The sequence below is a fragment of the Streptomyces sp. NPDC016459 genome (assembly GCF_040632845.1).
GTDB lineage: Bacteria > Actinomycetota > Actinomycetes > Streptomycetales > Streptomycetaceae > Streptomyces.
Genome location: NZ_JBEYCR010000015.1, coordinates 1 through 20,687 on the forward strand (window position 1 = coordinate 1; position 20,687 = coordinate 20,687).

The 20,687-nt window shown below is 71.9% G+C and carries 19 protein-coding genes; 4 read left to right on the top strand and 15 right to left on the bottom strand.

The genetic code is table 11. From position 1 onward, the window contains the following. Window positions 1-88 precede the first annotated feature (88 nt). The 7 genes from truB to rimP all read right to left on the bottom strand — a co-directional run bounded on the left by truB (window position 89) and on the right by rimP (window position 7,031). Window positions 89-1,015: a tRNA pseudouridine(55) synthase TruB gene (gene truB / locus ABZ567_RS27055; protein WP_360794377.1), complete on the bottom strand. Its 927-nt coding sequence runs from the start codon at window positions 1,013-1,015 to the stop codon at window positions 89-91. Continuing rightward, a complete protein-coding gene (gene rbfA, locus ABZ567_RS27060; protein WP_360794379.1) occupies window positions 1,012-1,452 on the bottom strand; it encodes a 30S ribosome-binding factor RbfA in 441 nt (146 codons plus the stop codon). The genes truB and rbfA overlap by 4 nt, the downstream gene beginning before the upstream one ends. Before the next feature lie 30 nt (window positions 1,453-1,482). Continuing rightward, complete coding sequence (locus tag ABZ567_RS27065; RefSeq protein ID WP_360794381.1) at window positions 1,483-1,776, bottom strand: DUF503 domain-containing protein; 294 nt, start codon at window positions 1,774-1,776, stop codon at window positions 1,483-1,485. A 148-nt stretch (window positions 1,777-1,924) separates the two neighbouring features. Further along, window positions 1,925-5,020, bottom strand: coding sequence for a translation initiation factor IF-2 (infB, locus tag ABZ567_RS27070; protein ID WP_360794383.1), 3,096 nt, complete (start codon window positions 5,018-5,020; stop codon window positions 1,925-1,927). Between the two features lie 150 nt (window positions 5,021-5,170). Continuing rightward, window positions 5,171-5,452 carry a YlxR family protein gene (locus ABZ567_RS27075; protein WP_360794385.1) on the bottom strand — a complete coding sequence of 94 codons (282 nt, stop codon included), beginning with the start codon at window positions 5,450-5,452 and terminating at the stop codon, window positions 5,171-5,173. 74 nt (window positions 5,453-5,526) lie between these two features. Then, window positions 5,527-6,522, bottom strand: coding sequence for a transcription termination factor NusA (gene nusA, locus ABZ567_RS27080; protein ID WP_360794387.1), 996 nt, complete (start codon window positions 6,520-6,522; stop codon window positions 5,527-5,529). A 2-nt stretch (window positions 6,523-6,524) separates the two neighbouring features. Next, window positions 6,525-7,031 (bottom strand): ribosome maturation factor RimP, encoded by a 507-nt coding sequence (gene rimP, locus ABZ567_RS27085; RefSeq protein WP_360794389.1) that lies wholly within the window; start codon window positions 7,029-7,031, stop codon window positions 6,525-6,527. 167 nt (window positions 7,032-7,198) lie between these two features. Here rimP and ABZ567_RS27090 point away from each other — a divergent pair, with 167 nt between their 5' ends. The 4 genes from ABZ567_RS27090 to ABZ567_RS27105 are packed head-to-tail and all read left to right on the top strand — an operon-like array spanning window position 7,199 to window position 10,086. Next, entirely contained in the window at window positions 7,199-7,756 is a 558-nt protein-coding gene (locus ABZ567_RS27090; protein ID WP_360794391.1) for a hypothetical protein, read from the top strand. After that, a complete protein-coding gene (locus ABZ567_RS27095) occupies window positions 7,753-8,169 on the top strand; it encodes a ferritin-like domain-containing protein (protein ID WP_360794393.1) in 417 nt (138 codons plus the stop codon). Before ABZ567_RS27090 ends, ABZ567_RS27095 begins: the two co-directional genes overlap by 4 nt. A 32-nt stretch (window positions 8,170-8,201) precedes the next feature. Next, the gene (locus ABZ567_RS27100) at window positions 8,202-9,101 is read left to right on the top strand and encodes an aminoglycoside phosphotransferase family protein (RefSeq protein ID WP_360794395.1); all 900 of its coding nucleotides are present in this window, start codon (window positions 8,202-8,204) and stop codon (window positions 9,099-9,101) included. Window positions 9,102-9,147: 46 nt separating this feature from the next. Beyond that, window positions 9,148-10,086 carry a slipin family protein gene (locus ABZ567_RS27105; RefSeq protein ID WP_360794397.1) on the top strand — a complete coding sequence of 313 codons (939 nt, stop codon included), beginning with the start codon at window positions 9,148-9,150 and terminating at the stop codon, window positions 10,084-10,086. An 81-nt stretch (window positions 10,087-10,167) separates the two neighbouring features. On the opposite strand, the gene ABZ567_RS27110 is transcribed toward ABZ567_RS27105, so the two are convergent. The 8 genes from ABZ567_RS27110 to ABZ567_RS27145 form a co-directional block, all read right to left on the bottom strand. Beyond that, a complete protein-coding gene (locus tag ABZ567_RS27110; protein WP_360794399.1) occupies window positions 10,168-11,868 on the bottom strand; it encodes a proline--tRNA ligase in 1,701 nt (566 codons plus the stop codon). Between the two features lie 70 nt (window positions 11,869-11,938). Further along, window positions 11,939-12,484: a GNAT family N-acetyltransferase gene (locus ABZ567_RS27115; protein ID WP_360794401.1), complete on the bottom strand. Its 546-nt coding sequence runs from the start codon at window positions 12,482-12,484 to the stop codon at window positions 11,939-11,941. A 43-nt stretch (window positions 12,485-12,527) separates the two neighbouring features. Continuing rightward, window positions 12,528-13,373, bottom strand: a complete 846-nt coding sequence (locus tag ABZ567_RS27120; RefSeq protein WP_360794403.1) for a GNAT family N-acetyltransferase — start codon at window positions 13,371-13,373, stop codon at window positions 12,528-12,530. 127 nt (window positions 13,374-13,500) lie between these two features. Beyond that, window positions 13,501-14,658, bottom strand: coding sequence for a flavodoxin-dependent (E)-4-hydroxy-3-methylbut-2-enyl-diphosphate synthase (gene ispG / locus ABZ567_RS27125; RefSeq protein ID WP_360794405.1), 1,158 nt, complete (start codon window positions 14,656-14,658; stop codon window positions 13,501-13,503). A gap of 102 nt (window positions 14,659-14,760) precedes the next feature. Continuing rightward, entirely contained in the window at window positions 14,761-16,068 is a 1,308-nt protein-coding gene (locus tag ABZ567_RS27130) for a site-2 protease family protein (protein ID WP_360794407.1), read from the bottom strand. Beyond that, window positions 16,065-17,315: a 1-deoxy-D-xylulose-5-phosphate reductoisomerase gene (gene dxr / locus ABZ567_RS27135; RefSeq protein ID WP_360794409.1), complete on the bottom strand. Its 1,251-nt coding sequence runs from the start codon at window positions 17,313-17,315 to the stop codon at window positions 16,065-16,067. Before dxr ends, ABZ567_RS27130 begins: the two co-directional genes overlap by 4 nt. 48 nt (window positions 17,316-17,363) lie before the next feature. Next, window positions 17,364-18,599: a 3-phosphoshikimate 1-carboxyvinyltransferase gene (gene aroA, locus ABZ567_RS27140; RefSeq protein ID WP_360794411.1), complete on the bottom strand. Its 1,236-nt coding sequence runs from the start codon at window positions 18,597-18,599 to the stop codon at window positions 17,364-17,366. 119 nt (window positions 18,600-18,718) lie between these two features. Further along, entirely contained in the window at window positions 18,719-20,653 is a 1,935-nt protein-coding gene (locus ABZ567_RS27145; protein WP_360794413.1) for an acyl-CoA dehydrogenase family protein, read from the bottom strand. Window positions 20,654-20,687: the final 34 nt, after the last annotated feature.

Genomic DNA, 20,687 nt, shown 5'->3' on the forward strand with positions numbered 1-20,687 from the left:
GGTCCCGCCTGACCGGCTCGTCGGGGGGACCGCCGGGGCGGGGGCACGCGCGCGTGCCCGCCCCACGGGAGCGTCGAAGCCGGTCGGTTCAGCCGAAGACGGCGAGGCTCTTGGCCTTGCCCCGCTGGTCCTCGACGAGCGCGAGCAGTCGCCCCTCCGGTCCGAAGACCGCGACGGGCCCCGCCGGATACGTCGGCATCTCCACGCGGACGCCGTTGAGGAGGAGCTGGGCCCGCTTCTCGTCGACCTCCCACCGGGGGAACGCCGCCGCGGCCGCGTCGGCGACCGGCATCACCGTCAGCTCCTCCTGGAGCTGGTCGAGCGTCTTCGCCGAGTCCAGCTTGTACGGGCCGACCCGGGTGCGGCGCAGCGCGGTCAGGTGCCCGCCCACGCCGAGCCCGGCGCCGAGGTCCCGGGCGAGCGCCCGGATGTACGTACCGGAGGAGCAGACGACGGAGACGACCAGATCGACGACGGGGGTGCCGTCCTCGGCGGTCGCCTCCCGGACGTCGTACACCTGGAAGGAGGAGACGGTGACCGGGCGGGCCGGGATCTCGAACTCCTCGCCGCCGCGCACCCGCGCGTACGACCGCTTGCCGTCGATCTTGATCGCGGAGACCTTCGACGGCACCTGCATGATGGCGCCGGTCAGCTCGGCGACGCCCGCGTCGATGCCTTCGCGGGTGACCTTCGAAGCGTCGACCGACGCCGTGATCTCGCCCTCGGCGTCGTCGGTGATCGTCGTCTGGCCCAGGCGGATGGTGCCCAGGTACTCCTTCTCGGTCAGCGCGAGGTGCCCGAGGAGCTTGGTCGCCCGCTCCACGCCGAGGACGAGGACGCCGGTGGCCATGGGGTCGAGCGTGCCCGCGTGCCCGACCTTGCGGGTCTTCGCGATCCCGCGCATCTTGGCCACGACGTCGTGCGAGGTGAAGCCCGACGGCTTGTCGACGATGACAAGACCGTCCTGGGGTCCCCTCCCGGCCGTGGCCGGGGGAGTTGCTGCTGTGTCGCTCATTCGGCGGCTTCGTCCTCGCCCGGCTTCTTGTAGGGGTCGGCCTCGCCCGCGAAGGCGGCGCCGGAGGACGCCTCCCGCACCTGGGCGTCGGAGGCCCGCGCCCTGTTCAGGAGGTCCTCGATCGTCTTGGCGTTCTCCGGGAGGGCGTCCGCCACGAAGGTCAGCGTCGGGGTGAACTTGGTCCCGGCCGCCCGGCCGACGGCCGAACGGAGGATGCCCTTGGCACTCTCCAGGCCGGCGGCGGCGCTCGCGCGCTCCTCGTCGTCGCCGTAGACCGTGTAGAAGACCGTGGCCTCCCGCAGGTCACCGGTGACGCGGGTGTCCGTGATGGTCACGTGCGTACCCAGGCGGGGGTCCTTGATGCCGCGCAGCAGCTTCTCGGCGACCACCTCCTGGATGAGGTCTGCCAGCTTCTTCGCCCGCGCGTTGTCGGCCACTGGTCCTTCTCCTTCTTCGCCTTGCTCAAATCAGTCTTCATCAGTGTGGAGCCTGCGGCGCACCGCCAGCAGTTCCACCTCGGGGCGGGCGGCGACGAGCCGCTCGCACCGGTCCAGCACGTCGCTGAGGTGCCCCGAGTCCCCCGACACCATCGCGACGCCGATCTCGACCCGTCGATGGAGGTTCTGGCCGCTGACCTCCGCCACGCTCACCGCGAACTTCCGCTGGAGCTCGGCGACGATCGGCTTGACGACGGAGCGTTTCTCCTTCAACGAACGTACGTCGCCGAGGAGCAGATCGAAGGACAGTGTCCCCACGTACATATGTGTCCGGATGTCCCGCCGGTTCGGGTTCGGTGTGCCCGCCGACCACTCGGCGGGGACACCGGAAACGCTACACGCAACGGCCGGGGCCGATCGACGGAATACTTTCCGCCGACCGGCCCCGGCTCACACGTGCGATCGGACGCGATCAGGCGCGCGGCTTCTCGCGCATCTCGTACGTCGCGATGACGTCGTCGATCTTGATGTCGTTGAAGTTTCCGAGGTTGATACCGCCCTCGAAGCCTTCGCGGATCTCGGTGACGTCGTCCTTGAAGCGGCGCAGACCGTGGATCGTGAGGTCCTCGGCGATGACCTTGCCGTCGCGGACGAGGCGCGCCTTGGTGTTGCGCTTGACCTCGCCGGAGCGGATGAGGACACCGGCGATGTTGCCCAGCTTGGACGAGCGGAAGACCTCGCGGATCTCCGCCGTACCGAGCTCGACCTCTTCGTACTCCGGCTTGAGGAGGCCCTTGAGCGCCGCCTCGATCTCCTCGATCGCCTGGTAGATGACCGAGTAGTACCGGACGTCGACGCCCTCGCGCTCCGCCATCTGCGCGGCACGGCCGGCCGCACGGACGTTGTAGCCGATGACGATGGCGTCGGAGCCCATGGCCAGGTCGATGTCCGACTCGGTGACCGCACCCACACCGCGGTGCAGGACACGGATGTCGACCTCTTCACCGACGTCGAGCTGGAGCAGCGAGGCTTCGAGGGCCTCGACCGCACCGGACGCGTCGCCCTTGATGATGAGGTTGAGTTCCTGGACGAGACCGGCCTTGAGCACCTTGTCGAGGTCCTCGAGGGACACCCGGCGGACGCGCTTGGCGAAGGCGGCGTTGCGCTCACGCGCAGCGCGCTTCTCGGCGATCTGACGCGCCGTACGGTCCTCGTCGACCACCAGGAGGTTGTCGCCGGCACCCGGCACGTTGGTGAGACCGAGCACCAGGACGGGAGTCGACGGGGTCGCCTCCTCGACGTTGTTGCCCTTGTCGTCGAGCATCGCCCGGACGCGGCCGTACGCGTCGCCGACCACCACGGTGTCGCCGATGCGCAGCGTTCCGCGCTGGACCAGGACGGTCGAGACGGCACCGCGACCACGGTCGAGGTGGGACTCGATCGCAATACCCTGCGCGTCCTGGTTCGGGTTGGCCCGCAGGTCAAGCGAGGCGTCGGCGGTGAGGACGACGGCCTCCAGCAGGGAGTCGATGTGCAGACCCTGCTTGGCGGAGATGTCGACGAACATCGTGTCGCCGCCGTACTCCTCGGCCACCAGACCGAACTCGGTCAGCTGACCGCGGACCTTGGTCGGGTCCGCACCCTCGACGTCGATCTTGTTGACCGCGACGACGATCGGGACGCCGGCGGCCTTGGCGTGGTTGAGCGCCTCGATCGTCTGCGGCATGACGCCGTCGTTGGCCGCGACCACGAGGATCGCGATGTCGGTCGACTTCGCACCACGGGCACGCATGGCGGTGAACGCCTCGTGACCCGGGGTGTCGATGAAGGTGATGCGACGCTCTTCGCCGTTGACCTCGGTGCCCACCTGGTAGGCACCGATGTGCTGGGTGATGCCACCGGCCTCGCCCGCGACGACGTTCGTCTTGCGGATCGCGTCGAGGAGTCGGGTCTTACCGTGGTCGACGTGACCCATGACGGTGACGACCGGCGGACGGGAGACCAGAGCCTCTTCGCCGCCCTCGTCCTCGCCGAACTCGATGTCGAAGGACTCGAGGAGCTCGCGGTCCTCTTCCTCCGGCGAGACGATCTGAACGGCGTAGTTCATCTCCTCGCCGAGCATCGTCAGCGTGTCGTCGGAGACCGACTGCGTCGCCGTGACCATCTCACCGAGGTTCATCATCACCGCGACGAGCGACGCCGGGTTGGCGCCGATCTTCTCGGCGAAGTCGGTGAGGGAGGCACCGCGCGACAGGCGGATGACCTCGCCGCCACCGCGGGGAAGCATCACGCCGCCCACAGACGGGGCCTGCATGGCCTCGTACTCCTGGCGCCTCTGACGCTTCGACTTGCGACCGCGACGCGCCGGACCGCCGGGGCGACCGAAGGCGCCCTGCGTGCCACCACGTGCGCCCGGACCACCGGGACGGCCACCGAAGCCACCGGGACGACCGCCGAAGCCGCCGCCACCACCGGGACCACCCGGACGACCGCCGCCGCCGCCACCGGGACCACCGGGACGACCGGCGAAGCCGCCGCCGCCACCGCCGGGACCGGCCGGACGACCGGTGAAGCCGGGACGACCGCCGCCGCCACCGCCGGGACCGGCCGGACGGCCACCGGGGCCACCGGGGCCACGGCCGCCACCGCCGGGACCGGGGCGCGGGCCGGCAGCGGGACGCTGCGGCATCATGCCCGGGTTCGGACGGTTACCGCCGGGCGCGCCGCCCGGACGGGGAGACTGCGGGCGGGGCATGCCGCCCGGGGTGGGACGGGCACCGCCCTGACCCTGCGGGCGCGGAGCGCCGCCGGGGCCGCCCTGCGGACGCGGGGCGCCCGGACCGGCACCGGGGCCGCCGGGACGGGGAGCGCCGCCACCGGGACGGGGCGTCTGCGGACGCGCCATGCCGGTGGAGCCACCCGAGGTGAAGGGGTTGTTGCCCGGTCGGGGACCGGCCGGACGGGAACCGCCCGGACGGGGGGCCTGCTGGCCGCCGGGGCGCGGAGCACCCTGGCCCTGGGGGCGGGACGCCTGCTGGCCCGGACGGGCGGCGGCCGGGCGGGGGCCCGGGGTCGCGCCGGCGGGACGCTGCTGGGCGGCCGGGGCCGCCGGAGGCGCGGTGAACTCCGGGGTCGTCGGAGCCGGGGAGGCCGGCGCCGGCTTCGGCGCGGCCGGGGGCTTCGGACCCGGAGTGGGGCGCGACGAGCCGGCGGGAGCCGGAGTCGCGGGCTTCTCCGCAGCCGCGGGCTTGGGCGCCGGGGCGGGCGCTCCAGGCTTCGGGGCGGCGGGACGGGACGCCTGCGCCGGGGACGGCGCGGGGGTGGCCGACGCCGGCTTCGGCGCGGCGGGGGACGGCGCTGCCTTGCGGGGCGCGCCGGGCTTGGCAGGGGACTTTCCGGCGTTGCCACCGGGGCCCTGCAAAGCGTCAGTCAACTTGCGCACGACCGGCGCCTCGATCGTCGAGGACGCCGAACGGACGAATTCACCGAGTTCTTGGAGCTTGGCCATGACGACCTTGCTCTCCACACCGAACTCCTTGGCGAGTTCGTATACCCGGACCTTAGCCACTTTGCTCCTTTGTGAGGTCCGGTTACCGCCGGACCGTCGCTACTTCATGGGCGTACTCATCGCGTACTCATCGAGTGCTCATCGCAATCTCGACCTACTTCCAACTCGCGAGGTACCTGACCGCACGGTGTTCCGTGCCGTACTTCTTCTTCACTGCGGCGCCGGCCGCTCGACGTGGTTGCGCAGTTCCGTGGTGTCGAGCGGGCCCTGGACCTTGAAGGCCCTCGGCAACGCCCGGCGACGGACCGCCAGGTCGAGACAGACCACGGCGGGGTGCAGGTACGCACCCCGGCCGGGCAGCGTACCGCGATGATCAGGAACGCATTCGTCCTTGGTCACCACGATCCGCAGCAGATCGCTCTTGGCCGCTCGCTCCCGGCACCCCACACAGGTTCGCTCAGGGCACGCGCGGGCATGCGTCCGGCCAGACACGTCTAAGTCTACCTCCCCGTACCGACCTCACCTGTTTGGGGCAAGAATCGAACAGTTGTTGGCCAAAAACGGTCTCAGTCCTCGGGACCGTTCGGCTCCGTGTCGGGCCTGATGTCGATCCGCCAGCCGGTGAGGCGGGCGGCGAGACGGGCGTTCTGCCCCTCCTTGCCGATCGCCAGCGACAGCTGGTAGTCCGGCACCGTCACCCGGGCGGACCGGGCGGCCATGTCGACGATGTCGACCCTGGAGACCCGCGCCGGGGAGAGGGCGTTCGCCACCATCTCGGCCGGGTCGTCCGACCAGTCGACGATGTCGATCTTCTCGCCGAGCAGCTCCGCCATCACGTTGCGGACGCGGCTGCCCATCGGGCCGATGCAGGCGCCCTTGGGGTTCAGGCCCGAACGGGTGGAGCGGACGGCGATCTTGGTGCGGTGACCGGCCTCACGGGCGATGGCCGAGATCTCGACGGAACCGTCGGCGATCTCCGGCACCTCCAGGGCGAAGAGCTTCTTCACCAGGTTGGGGTGGGTGCGCGAGAGGGTGACGGACGGACCGCGGACACCCTTCGCCACCCGGACGACGTACGTCCGCAGCCGCAGACCGTGCGTGTAGTCCTCGCCCGGCACCTGCTCCTGCACCGGAAGGATGGCTTCCAGCTTGTCGTCCAGGCGGACGAGGACGTTCTTCGGGTCCTTGCCCTGCTGCACCACACCGGCGACGACATCGCCCTCGCGGCGCGCGTACTCACCGAACGTCACGTCGTTCTCGGCGTCGCGCAGCCGCTGCTGGATGACCTGGCGGGCGGTGCTCGCCGCGATCCGGCCGAAGTCGGACGGGGTGTCGTCGAAGTCCTTGGGCTCCTGGCCCTCCTCCAGATCGGAGGGGTCTTCCTTCGCCCACACCGTCACGTGACCGGAGGCCCGGTCCAGCTCCACGCGCGCGTGGCGGCGGGCGTCGGGGGTGCGGTGGTAGGCGATGAGGAGGGCCGACTCGATCGCCTCGACCAGCAGGTCGAAGGAGATCTCCTTCTCATGCGCCAAGCCCTTGAGCAGCTTCACGTCGATGTCCACGGCTACGCCTCCTCTTCCTTCTTGTCCTTGCGGTTGAACTCGATCTCGACACGCGCCTTGACGATGTCGGCGAACTCGACCCGGCGGGCGGTGGGCTTGCGCCCCTTCACGCCCGGCACTTCGAGGTCGAGGCCGCTCTCGTCCATGGCGATGATCCGCGCGACCAGCTCTTCGCCGGCGCCGTCGGCGGTCAGCTGGAGCTTGACCAGCCGGCCGACGGCGCGCTCGTAGTGGCGGGCCTGCGTCAGCGGGCGGTCGGCGCCGGGGGAGCTGACTTCGAGGACGTACTCGCCCTCGCCCATCGCGTCGGTCTCGTCGAGCTTCTCGGAGATCGCGCGGCTCAGCTCGGCACAGGCGTCCAGCTCCACGCCCTCGTCCGAGTCCACGACGATCCGCAGCAGTCCGCGGCGGCCGGCCCGGGAGACCTCGATCTCTTCCAGATCCAGGCCCTTGGCGTGGACCAGCGGCTCCACGAGTCCGCGCAGCCTGTCGCTCTGGGTGGTGCTCATCCGGGTGACTCCTCGGCCGCGTGTGCTGTTGTGGGTACGTCGCGTGTCAGACCAAAGGGTATCCGGTCCCGGAGGGTGTTGCCGTCCACCGACCCGGGGCCCGCGGGTACGCTCGCCTGCGGTGATCCGACGATCTTCGACGACATACCACAGCTGAGGGAGCGAGCGTGACGACGACGGGCAGGCGCGCACTCCTGACGGCCGGGGTCTCGGCCGCCGCGGCGGCCCTCGCGGGCTGCACCTCCGAGGCCCCCGGGCCCCGGGGGCCGAGCGCCGCCGAGCTGGAGGCCGAACGGGTGGCACGGGCGGAGGCGGCGCTGCGGATCCGCGCGGTGACCGCCTCCCGGACCCTGCTGGAACGTTACGACGCGGTGCTCGCCGCCCATCCCGCCCTCGCCCCCCTGCTGAGCCCGCTGCGGCGCTCGGTGGCGGCGCACGCGAAGGCCCTCGGCGAGGGCGGGACGACGGTACGGCCCGCGACGGCGGCACCGACCGCCCCTGCGACCTCCGCCGCGCCCACTCCCGCCCCCGTGCCCGTGCCCGTGCCCGTGGCGGCCGACCCCCGGGCAGCGCTCGGGGAACTGGCTGCGGCCGAAGGCACCGCTTCCGACGCCCACACCGCCGCCCTGCTCACCGCCCCGCCCGAGTACGCCCGGCTGCTCGCCTCCGTGGCCGCCGCCTGCGCCGCGCACGCCTATCTGCTGACCGAAGGAGCACGGGCATGAGCGCCCTCGACGCGACCCAGTCCGCGCTGGCCGCCGAGCACGCCGCGGTGTACGGGTACGGAGTCGTCGGTGGCCGGATCGGCGCCGAACGGCGGGCCGAGGCCACGACCGCGTACGAGGCCCACCGGGCGCGCCGGGACGCGCTGCGCAGGACCGTCCGCGACCTCGGCGGGGCGCCGGTGGCGGCGGAGGCGGCGTACGCGCTGCCGTTCCCGGTCGCGGACCCGGCCGGCGCCGTCCGTCTCGCGGCCGTCCTCGAGGACCGGGCGGCAGGGGTGTACTCCGACCTGGTGCGCGCCGCAGAGGGCCCGCAGCGGCGCGAGGCGGCCGCCGCGCTCAGGGAGGCGGCGGTACGGGCCGTCCGCTGGCGCGGCAGCGACGTAACCTTTCCTGGGCTCGCCGAGCGGGCGTGAACCCCGCCCCCGACCGAAGGAACACCGCACGCATGGCTTTCGAACCGCCGCAGCGACTGACGAGGACGCTCGGTGAGACGTACGGGGACGCCACCGCGGCCGCGTGGCTGGAAACGCTGCCCGCCCTCGCCGACCAGGTGCTCGACCAGGCGTCCCTGGACGCCGAACGGGTCATGGCCCCCGGCGGGCGGAGCAGTCTGGTCGTCCTCGTCCGGCGGTCCGACGGCTCCCCCGCGGCCCTCAAGATCGCACCCCCGTTCACCCGCCCGGACCGGGAGCGGGAGGCGCTCGCGCACTGGAACGGCTGGGGCGCGGTCCAGCTCCTCGACGAGGCCGGGGAGGGCTCCCTCGTCCTCGAACGGCTGCACCCCGAGGTCTCCCTGCGCTCCCTGCCGGAGGCGAAGGCGCTCCTGGAGGCGGCGGGGACCGTACGCAAGCTGTGGGTGGAGCCCCCGGCGGAGCACGGCTTCGAGACGGTGACCGAGCGGACGGCCCGGCAGGCCGCGGCGATGGACTCCCACCGGGGTGGCGACGCGACCGGTGAACTGACGGCGGCGGCGCTCGCGGCGCGCGAGGAGCTGGTGGCCGGCGCCTCCGAGACGGTCCTGCTGCACGGGAACTTCCGGCAGGGCAAGGTGCTTGCCGGGGACCGCGCCCCTTGGCTGGCCGTCGGCCCCGAGCCGCTGGTCGGGGAGCGGGCGTACGACCTGGCCCGGCTCGTCCGGGACCGGGTCGAGGATCTGGTGGCCGCGTCCTCCGGCGCGTCGGCGGCCCGGCGGCGGGTCAACAAGCTGGCCGACTCGCTGGACCTGGACCGGGAGCGGCTGCGCGGCTGGACCCTGTTCCGCGCGGTCGAGTCGGGGACGCGGGCGTTGGCGGCGGGGCGGCGGCAGGATGCCGAGCTGCTCCTCGAGTTCGCGAGCTGGCTGTAGGGGAATACCCTTTTTGTACTGTTCGGCTCGATGCCAGGGGGCCGCGATGATCGAAGAGCTGCTGATGGCGGCGGCCGGTGCGGCCGCCGCGTTCGCCGTGTACGCGGGCGCCGCGGCGCGGGTCGTGAAGCAGTACGAGCGGGGAGTGGTCTTCCGCTTCGGCCGGCTGCGGGACGAGGTGCGGGCGCCGGGATTCACGATGATCATTCCGGGCGTGGACCGGCTGCACAAGGTGAACATGCAGATCGTCACGATGCCCGTGCCCGCGCAGGAGGGCATCACCCGGGACAACGTGACGGTCCGGGTCGACGCGGTGGTCTACTTCAAGGTCGTCGACGCGGCCGAGGCGCTCGTCCGGGTCGAGGACTACAAGTTCGCGGTCTCGCAGATGGCGCAGACCTCGTTGCGGTCCATCATCGGCAAGAGCGACCTCGACGACCTGCTGTCCAACCGGGAGAAGCTCAACCAGGGGCTCGAACTGATGCTGGACTCCCCCGCGATCGGGTGGGGCGTCCAGATCGACCGGGTCGAGATCAAGGACGTGTCCCTGCCGGAGACGATGAAGCGCTCGATGGCCCGGCAGGCGGAGGCGGACCGGGAGCGGCGGGCGCGGGTCATCAACGCGGACGCGGAGCTCCAGGCGTCGAAGAAGCTGGCGGAGGCGGCGGAAGTCATGTCCGACCAGCCGGCGGCGCTGCAGCTGCGGCTGCTGCAGACGGTGGTGGCGGTGGCGGCGGAGAAGAACTCGACGCTGGTGCTGCCGTTCCCGGTGGAGCTGCTCAGGTTCCTGGAGCGGGCGACGCCGAGGGGCGGGGCGGATACGGGCCACGCGGAGACGATGCTGCATCCGACGCACCCGATACCGCCGCCGGTGCCGCCGTGGCCGGAGGCGTATCTGGCGGGACGGGCGGACGCGGCGGACGCGATCGAGGATCTGACGGGGACGTCGGTGGAACCGTCGGCGCAGCGGGAGGACGAGGGCTGAACCCTCCCCCGACACAGGGGGAAGGCGGGCACACGCCACGACGGGGGCGGGGCTCGGTGGGGCCCAGCCCCCGTCGTGGTCCTACGCCGTGAGGCGGGCGATCGCCTCTGCCGTCGGGAGTTCCTCCCGCTCGCCCGTGCGGCGGTCCTTCAGCTCCAGGACACCCTCGCCCGAGCGGCGGCCCGCCACCAGGATCTTCGGGACGCCCATCAGCTCCGCGTCGGTGAACTTCACGCCCGGGGAGACGCCCGCGCGGTCGTCGACCAGGACCCGGAGGCCGGCCGCGGCGAGCTGCGTCGAGACCTCGAGGGCCAGTTCCGTCTGGAGCGCCTTGCCCGCCGCCACCACGTGGACGTCGGCCGGCGCGACCTCGGCCGGCCAGCACAGACCCTTGTCGTCCGCCGTCTGCTCGGCGAGCGCGGCGACCGCGCGGGAGACACCGATGCCGTACGAGCCCATGGTCACGCGGACCGGCTTGCCCTGCCGGCCGAGGACGTCGAGCTTGAGGGCGTCGGCGTACTTGCGGCCCAGCTGGAAGATGTGGCCGATCTCGATGGCGCGGTCCAGCTTCAGGCCGGTGCCGCACTTCGGGCACGGGTCGCCCTCCTGGACGACGACGACGTCGACGTACTCGGAGACCTCGAAGTCACGGCCCGCTACGACGTTCTTCGCGTGCGTCCCGTCCTTGTTGGCGCCCGTGATCCACGCCGTGCCCGGCGCGACGCGCGGGTCGGCGATGTAGGTGACCTTCTCCAGGCCCTGCGGGCCGACGTAGCCCCGGACGAGGTCCGCGCGCTCGGCGAAGTCCGTCTCGGTGACCATCTCGACGGTGGCGGGCGCGAAGTGCGCCTCGACCTTGCCCAGGTCGACCTCGCGGTCGCCGGGGACGCCCACGGCGACGATCTCGCCGTCGACCTTCACCAGGAGGTTCTTCAGGGTGGCGGAGGCCGGGACGCCCAGGGAGGCGGCGAGGGTCTCGATGGTCGGGGTGTCCGGGGTGGGGATCTCCTCGGCCGCCGCGACGCCGGAGCCGTCGACCGTCTGCAACTCGTACGTGATCGCCTCGGTGTTCGCGGCGAAGTCGCAGTTCGGGCAGTCGGCGAAGGTGTCCTCGCCTGCCTCGGCCGGGGCGAGGAACTCCTCGGACTTCGAGCCGCCCATCGCGCCCGCCGTGGCGGCGCAGATGCGGTAGTCGAGGCCGAGGCGCTCGAAGACGCGCTGGTAGGCCTGGCGGTGCAGGGCGTAGGAGTGGGCGAGGCCCTCGTCCTCCGTGTCGAAGGAGTAGGAGTCCTTCATCAGGAACTCGCGGCCGCGCAGGATGCCGGCCCGCGGGCGGGCCTCGTCACGGAACTTCGTCTGGATCTGGTAGAGGATGACGGGCAGGTCCTTGTAGGACGAGCACTGGTCCTTGACCAGGAGGGTGAAGATCTCCTCGTGCGTCGGGCCGAGGAGGTAGTCGCCGCCCCTGCGGTCGTGGAGGCGGAAGAGCTCGGCGCCGTACTCCTCCCAGCGGCCGGTCGCCTCGTACGGCTCGCGCGGCAGCAGCGCGGGCAGGGAGACCTCCTGCGCGCCGATGGCGTCCATCTCCTCGCGGACGATGCGCTCGACGTTGGAGAGGACCTTCTTGCCGAGGGGCAGCCAGCTCCAGATGCCGGCGGCGGTGCGGCGCACGTACCCCGCGCGGACGAGGAGCTTGTGGCTGAGGACCTCGGCGTCGGCCGGGTCGTCGCGCAGCGTCTTCGCCATCAACTGGGACATGCGCTGGACCGGTGCGTTGGCCATGGTTCTCGTACTCCTGCCGGGACTGACGTTGATGGCCCGAGGTTAGCCGGGCCATCCCTGGTGGGAGAAATCAGTTCCGGCGCAGCAGCGGCAGCGGCGCGCCCATCACGGCGTACGGGCGGGCGGCGCTCGGGAAGTGCACCTGGCGGGCGAGGTCGGTGTAGCCGAGGGACCGGTAGAGGCCGCGGGCCGGGCTCTCGGTGTCGATCGCGGAGAGGATGGAGCGCTTCTCGACGGCGGTGTCGGTGATGGTGGTGATGAGCTCGCGGCCCACGCCCCGGCCCTGGAAGTCGGGGTGGACGTGGAGTTCGGTGATGACGAAGGAGTCGTCGAGCCATTCGGTGGTGCCGGTGGCGCGGAGATACGTCTCGACGACGGTGGACCACCAGTGGGTGCGGTCGTTGGGCATCCCGTACACGAATCCGACGAGCGCCCCGTCGGGGGTGGTGGCGCCGTAGGCGCGGGCGCCGGGGCTGAGCAGGTGGCGCAGCACGATGTGGCGGCGTACGGCGATCTCGTCGTCGTCCAGGCCGAAGGCGACCGCCTGCACGGCGAGGGCCTCGTCCACCCGGGCGGCGAGGTTGGCCGGACCGATCACGACCTGTGCGTCATCCATGCGGCGCACCCTACAAGCGGCCGCCCGTCCCGGGACAGCACGATCAGAACAGGACGCTCATGAAGGCGCCGGTCTCCTGGAAGCCGACGCGGCGGTAGGCGGCCCTCGCGGGGACGTTGTAGTCGTTGACGTACAGGCTGACGACGGGCGCGATGTCGGCCAGGGCCTGCTGGAGGACGGCGGCCATGCCCGTCTCCGAGAGGCCCTTGCCGCGGTGCTCGGGGGCGACCCAGACGCCCTGGATCTGGCAGGCCTGGCGGGTGGCGGCGCCGATCTCGGCCTTGAAGACGACCTTGCCGTCCTCGATGCGGGCGAAGGAGCGGCCGGTGCCGACGAGTTCGGCGACCCGGGCCTGGTAGAGCAGGCCGCCGTCGTTGGCGAGCGGGGAGACGCCGACCTCCTCGGTGAACATGGCCACGCAGGCGGGCATGATCACGTCCAGCTCGTCCCTGCGGACGCGGCGCACCAACGGGTCGGGAGTGACGGTGGTGGAGGGTGCCTCGGCGACCATCAGGGGTTGGCGGGCGCGGACGTCCCGCGCGGGGCCCCAGCTGGGCTCCAGGAGGCGCCACAGCTCGGAGGTGGCCTCGACGGGGCCGACGATCGAGGAGCAGCGGCGGCCGGTCCTGCGGGCCCGGTCGGCGAAGGCGCGGACGGCCTCGGGGGTGGCGCAGAGGGGGACCAGGTTGGCCCCGGAGTAGCAGAGGGAGCGCAGTCGGCCCTCGTCGTACCAGCCCCACATCTCGCCGCCGAGACGCCACGGGTCGAGCCCGGCGACCTGGACGCGGGCGGCGACGAAGGCGTTCTCGACGGGGGCGCTCTCCAGGACGGCGAGCGCGGCGCCGAGATCGGCGGGTTCGAGGACCCGGGTGGCGGGTTGTGTCAACACGAGGGGGCCTCACCGTGCGGTTCTGCTGGTCTTGGCACTTTACCCTTCTCGCCTGTGGCGGGGCCCTTCATGCGCACGGAGCCCCTCCGCCCGGTGGGGTGGAGGGGCTCCGTGGTGGTCCGTGTCCTCAGCCGGCGACGGCGACCGACGGCTCGCCGCTGGCGACGCCGTCCTTCTCCATCTGCTCGGCGATCTTCAGCGCCTCTTCGATCAGGGTCTCGACGATCTTCGACTCGGGGACGGTCTTGATGACCTCGCCCTTCACGAAGATCTGGCCCTTGCCGTTGCCGGAGGCGACGCCGAGATCGGCCTCGCGGGCCTCGCCGGGGCCGTTGACGACGCAGCCCATGACGGCCACGCGCAGCGGGACGGTCATCCCGTCGAGGCCGGCGGTGACCTCCTCCGCGAGCTTGTAGACGTCGACCTGGGCGCGTCCGCAGGACGGGCAGGAGACGATCTCCAGGCGCCGCTGGCGCAGGTTCAGCGACTCCAGGATCTGCATGCCGACCTTGATCTCCTCGGCCGGCGGTGCGGAGAGCGAGACGCGGATGGTGTCGCCGATGCCCTGGGACAGCAGGGCGCCGAAGGCGACGGCCGATTTGATGGTGCCCTGGAAGGCCGGGCCGGCCTCGGTGACACCGAGGTGCAGCGGGTAGTCGCACTGGGCGGCGAGCTGACGGTAGGCCTCGACCATGATGACCGGGTCGTTGTGCTTGACCGAGATCTTGATGTCGCGGAAGCCGTGCTCCTCGAAGAGGGAGGCCTCCCAGAGGGCGGACTCGACGAGCGCCTCCGGGGTGGCCTTGCCGTACTTCTTGAGGAGCCGGGCGTCGAGCGAGCCGGCGTTGACGCCGATCCGGATCGGGGTCCGGGCGTCGGAGGCCGCCTTGGCGATCTCCTTGACCTTGTCGTCGAACTGCTTGATGTTGCCCGGGTTGACGCGGACGGCCGCGCAGCCGGCGTCGATCGCGGCGAAGACGTACTTCGGCTGGAAGTGGATGTCGGCGATCACGGGGATCGAGGACTTCCGGGCGATCGTCGCGAGGGCGTCGGCGTCGTCCTGCGTGGGGCAGGCCACGCGCACGATCTGGCAGCCGGAGGCCGTCAGCTCGGCGATCTGCTGGAGCGTCGCGCCGATGTCGGAGGTGCGGGTCGTGGTCATCGACTGCACGGAGACGGGGGCGTCACCGCCGACGGCGACACTGCCGACCTGGATCTGGCGGCTCTTGCGCCGCTCGGCGAGCCGGGTCGGAACGGTCGGGATACCGAGAGCAATCGCGGTCATCTTCTGTGCAACCTCAAGGTTGTGCGTCGGCGGGCTCAGGTCTCCGAGGTTACCGCCCTGGGGGCGGGGGGCCGGACACCACCGGGGCCGGCCCCCCTGGGGCTACGTCAGTTTCACCGGGTTGACGATGTCGGCGGCGAGGACGAGCAGCGTGAAGCAGACGAAGACGCCGGCCACCACGTAGGCGGCGGGCATCAGCCTGGCCACGTCGAACGGGCCGGGGTCGGGGCGCCTGAAGATCCGGGCCGTGTGACGGCGTACGGACTCCCACAGGGCGCCCGCGATGTGCCCGCCGTCGAGCGGCAGCAGCGGGAGCATGTTGAACAGGAACAGCGAGACGTTGAACATGACCAGCAGGTTCATGAACATCACGAGGATCGTCGTGGGCGGGGCCTCGATGTTCATCAGCTCGCCGGTGATGCGGGCGGCGCCCACGACGCCGACCGGCGAGTCGTCGGCGCGTTCGCCGTCGCCGAAGGTGGCGTCCCAGAGGCCGGGGATCTTGCCCGGGAGGGCGATGACCGAGTGGACGCCGTTCTCCAGGAGGTCGGACATCCGGTCGGTGGTCTCGACGAACGTGAGGGGCGCGACCTCGGTCTTGGAGGCGAAGCCGAGGTAGCCGGCGTCGATGTACGTGACGGGCTGGACGACCTGGCCGTCCTCGTCCTTCTTCGGCACCTTGTTGGAGACGAGGGTGGGGTGCAGGTCGACGCGCTGCCCGGCGCGCTCGACGGTGACCGTGGCCGGGCCGACGGTGTCGCGGATGCGGTCGGAGAGGGTGTCCCAGTCGCCCACCGGGGTGCCGTTGAAGGCGACGATCCTGTCGCCTTCCTTGAGGCCGGCCTTGAACGCCGGGGAGACGGGGTCACCCGCCGCGCACTTCTCGCGCTTCTCGCTCTGCTCGATGACGCACTTCTGGACGCCGGCGACCTGGGTCGTCTGGCCCTCGATGCCCAGGGTCATCATCGAGCCGAAGAACAGCGCCGCCGCCAGGACCAGGTTCATGAAGGGTCCGGCGAACATCACGATCACGCGCTTCCACGGCCTGCGCGTGTAGAAGAGGCGGGTCTCGTCGCCGGGCTGCAGCTCCTCGTACGAGGCCTCGCGGGCGTCCTCGATCATCGAGCGCCAGGGCGAGGTGGAGCGGGCCTCGATGCGGCCGTCGTCGCCGGGCGGGAACATGCCGATCATGCGGATGTAGCCGCCGGCCGGGATGGCCTTGATGCCGTACTCGGTCTCGCCGCGCTTCCTCGACCAGATCGTGGGGCCGAAGCCGACCATGTACTGCGGTACGCGGATGCCGAAGAGCTTGGCCGTGGAGAGGTGGCCGAGTTCGTGCCAGGCGATGGAGACGAGCAGCCCGAGCGCGAACAGCACGATGCCCAGGGCGTACAGAAGCATTTCGGTCATGCGCGGGCCTCCGCTGTTGCCTTCGCTGCGAGCTCTCGGGCCCGGGCGCGCGCCCAGGTCTCCGCTTCGAGGACGTCCGGGACGGTGAGGGAGGTTCCCGTGGCGGGAACGCCGTGTTCCGCGACGACCGCTGTGACCGTATCCATGATTCCGTTGAACGGCAGCCGTCCGGCGAGGAAGGCCTCGACGCACTCCTCGTTCGCCGCGTTGAAGACGGCGGGGGCGGTGCCGCCGAGGGCGCCGACGTGCCGGGCGAGCCCGACGGACGGGAACGCCTCGGTGTCGAGCGGGAAGAACTCCCAGGTGGAGGCCTTGGTCCAGTCGAAGGCGGGGGCCGCGTCGGGGACCCGCTCGGGCCAGCCGATGCCGATGGCGATCGGGCCGCTCATGTCGGGCGGGGTCGCCTGGGCGAGCGTGGAGCCGTCCGTGAACTCGACCATCGAGTGGACGTACGACTGGGGGTGGACGACGACCTCGATGCGGTCGAAGGGGATGTCGTAGAGCAGATGGGCCTCGATGACCTCCAGGCCCTTGTTCACCAGGGTCGCGCTGTTCACCGTGATCACCGGGCCCATGGCCCAGGTGGGGTGGGCGAGCGCGTCCTCGCGGGTGACGTGGGCCAGCTCCTCGCGCGTACGGCCGCGGAAGGGGCCGCCGGAGGCGGTGACGACCAGCTTGCGGACGTCGGCGCGGGTGCCGGCGGCGAGCGCCTGGAAGAGGGCCGCGTGCTCGGAGTCGACCGGGATGATCTGGCCGGGCTTGGCGATCGCCTTCACCAGGGGACCGCCGACGATCAGCGACTCTTTGTTGGCGAGGGCGAGGGTGCGGCCTGCTTCGAGGGCGGCGAGGGTCGGCGCGAGGCCGATGGAGCCGGTGATGCCGTTGAGGACGGTGTGGCACGGCGAGGCGGCGAGCCGGGTGGCGGCGTCCGGGCCGGCCAGGAGCTCGGGCAGCGGCTCGGAGCCGTACAGCGCCTTCAGCGCGTCACGCAGCTCCGGCAGCGCCTCCTCGCGGGCCACGGCGACCGCGGTGACCTTCAGCCGGTGCGCCTGCTCGGCGAGCAGCGCGATCCGGCCGCCCGAGGCGGCCAGGGCGGTGACCCGGAAGCGGTCGGGGTTGCGCAGCACCAGGTCGATGGCCTGGGTGCCGATGGACCCGGTCGAGCCGAGGACGACGATGTCCCGGCGTCCTTCGGACACGTCGAAGGCGATATGGGGATCGGCGAGAGGAGAGGGGCGGTCGCTCATGCCCCCCATTCTTGCCGCAAACGCGGTGTCTTCTTCACGGGGTGCTCTTCACGGGGTGTGCGCGAACGTGTGGAACGCCCGGTGGAAGTCGGGGTACGTCTTCTTCACACAGCCGGGGTCGTCGAAGGTGATGCCGGGGGTGCGCAGCGCCGTGACCGCGAAGGACATGACGATGCGGTGGTCGCCGTGGGTGGCGATCTCGACGGGTCCGGTGGGGGCGCCGGGCTGGATCTCGATCCAGTCGGGGCCGGTGGTGACGGTGACGCCGAGGCGGCGCAGGTTCTCGGCGCAGGCGTCGAGGCGGTCGCACTCCTTCACGCGGGTGTTGGCGACGTCCTCGATGCGGACGGGTCCCTCGGCGAAGGGCGCGAGGGCGGCGAGGGTCGGCATGGTGTCGGAGATGTCCCGCATGTTGACGGTGAGTCCGTGGAGCCGGCCGGTGGAACGGACCGTGGTTCCGGTGCCGGTGATCTCGACGTCGGCGCCCATCCGGCGCAGGACGTCGACGAAGGCCAGGTCGCCCTGGAGGGCGCCGGTGCCGAGGCCGGGAACGGTGACGCAGCGGCCCGGTTCGAGGGCGGCCGCGGCGAAGAAGTAGCTGGCCGTGGAGGCGTCGGGCTCGATGTCGTACGTGCGGGCCCGGTAGCCGGTGGGAGCGACGCGGTACGTGCGGCCCTCCTGGCTGATCTCGGCGCCGAAGCTCCGCATCATCGCGAGGGTGATCTCGACGTACGGCTCCGAGACCAGGTCGGTGACGGTGATGTCGAGGCCCTCGGCGGTGAGCGGGCCCAGCATGAGCAGGGCCGTCAGGTACTGGGAGGACTGCCCGGCGTCGAGGGTGAGCGCGCCGCCCTTCACTCCGTGGGCGTGGACGGCGAGCGGGTGGTGGCCCTCCCGCCCGCCGTGCCTGAGGTCGACGCCGAGGTCGCGCAGGGCGGTACTGAGCGGGCCGAGGGGCCGCCGGCGCATCTGCTCGGAGGCGTCGAAGCGGTAGGTGCCGTGGCCCGCGGCGGCGAGGGTGGGCAGGAAGCGGGCGGTGGTGGCGCCGTCGCGGCAGTACACCTCGGCGGTGTCCGCTCCGGGGCCGCCGGGGCGGCCCTCGACGTGCCAGGCGCCGGGCTCGCGGCGGACCGCGTAGCCGAGGGCGGTGAGGCCCTCGGCGAAGCCCTCGGTGTCGTCGGAGACGAGCGGCCGCAGAAGGGTGGTGGTGCCCTCGGCCGCGGCGGCGAGGAAGAGCGCGCGGGCGGTGACGGACTTGGAGCCGGGGATGTGGGTGACGGTCACCGGGCCATGGTGCCGTGGCCTGCGCCCGTGTGGCCCACCCGTCCCGCAGGGCGGGACGGGTGGGCACCCGGAGGCGTCCGCGGCGGCGCCTCCGGGCGGGGCGTACGCCCGCGACCTGCCTACCGGATGCGGCGGTGGACGTCCTGCTCGGTGGACGGGCCGGGGCTCGCGTCCGCGATCCAGGGGCCCTCGCCGCTCGGGTCGACGATTCCGGCCTCCAGCCAGGTGTAGCGGCCGGCCAGGACCCCGTCGACGACCCGTCGGTCGAGGTCGTCCGTGTTGGACCAGAGGCGCCCGAACAGCTCCTCGATCCGCAGCCTGGCCTGGTGGCAGAAGGCGTCCGCGAGCTGGTGGGCCTCGCGGCCGTGGTCGCCGGTGGTGCGGAGGAGTTCGGCCCGTACGCAGGCCGCGCTCATCGCGAAGAGTTCGGCGCCGATGTCGACGATCCGGCCGAGGAACGCCTGCTTGAGCTCCATCCGGCCCTGCCAGCGGGACATCGCGTAGAACGTGGAGCGGGCGAGCTTGCGGGAGGTCCGCTCGACGTACCGGAGGTGGCCCGCGAGCTCGCCGAACTCTCCGTACGACCCCGGTCGTTGCCCCGGTCCCGTGACGAGACCGGGCAGCCAGCGGGCGTAGAAGCCGCCCGCCCGGGCGCCGGCCCTCGCCTTGTCGGTGAGCGACTTCCCGGGGTCGATGAGGTCGCCGGCGACGGACAGATGGGCGTCGACGGCCTCGCGGGCGATCAGCAGGTGCATGATCTCGGTCGAGCCCTCGAAGATCCGGTTGATCCGCAGGTCGCGCAGGAGCTGCTCGGCGGGGACCGCCCGTTCGCCCCGGGCGGCGAGCGAGTCGGCGGTCTCGTAGCCGCGGCCGCCCCGGATCTGCACGAGTTCGTCGGCGATGAGCCAGGCCATCTCGGAGCCGTACAGCTTGGCGAGGGCGGCCTCGATGCGGATGTCGTTGCGATCCTCGTCGGCCAGCTGCGAGGCGAGGTCGACGACCGCCTCCAGGGCGAAGGTGGTGGCCGCGATGAAGGAGATCTTGGTGCCGACGGCCTCGTGCCGGGCGACCGGCCCGCCCCACTGCTCGCGGACGCCCGCCCATTCGCGGGCGATCCTCAGGCACCACTTGCCGGCGCCCGCGCAGGCCGCGGGGAGGGAGAGACGGCCGGTGTTGAGGGTGGTGAGGGCGATCTTGAGGCCGGCGCCCTCGGGGCCGATGCGGTTCTCGGCGGGTACGCGCACGCGATGGAAGCGGGTGACGCCGTTCTCCAGGCCGCGCAGGCCCATGAAGGCGTTGCGGTGCTCGACGGTGACGCCGGGCGAGGCTGCCTCGACGACGAAGGCGGTGATGCCGCCCCGGTGGCCCTCGGACGCGGGGACGCGGGCCATGACGACGAGCAGGTCGGCGATGACCCCGTTGGTGGTCCAGAGCTTGACCCCGTCGAGGACGTAGGCGTCCCCGTCCTCGTCCCGGAGCGGTACGGCCGTGGTGGCGAGGCGCGCCGGGTCGGAGCCGACGTCGGGCTCGGTGAGCAGGAAGGCGGAGAGGTCGGTACGGGCCAGCCGCGGCAGGAAGGTGTCCTTCTGCTCCTGGGTGCCGAAGAGTTTCAGCGGCTGCGGTACGCCGATCGACTGATGCGCGGACAGCAGAGCGCCGACGGCGGGGCTGGCGGAGCCGACGAGGGCGAGGGCGCGGTTGTAGTACACCTGGGTGAGGCCGAGACCTCCGTACTTCCGGTCGATCTTCATCCCGAGCGCGCCGAGCTCCTTGAGTCCGGTGATCGTCTCGTCGGGGATGCGGGCCTCGCGTTCGATGCGGGCGCCGTCGATCCGGGTCTCGCAGAACTCCCGCAGGTTCGCGAGGAAGGCCTCGCCGCGCCGGGCGTCCTCGGGCGCGGGAAGCGGGTGGGGATGGATGAGATCCAGCCGGAACCGGCCGAGGAAGAGCTCTTTGGCGAAGCTGGGTTTGTGCCAGTCACGCTCACGTGCGGCCTCGGCGGTCTGCCGTGCCTCGTGGGCGGTGACCCTGGGCCGCTGGGTGGGCGCGGACATGGACACCTCCTGGGTCTCTTCTGTCCGTCGTACC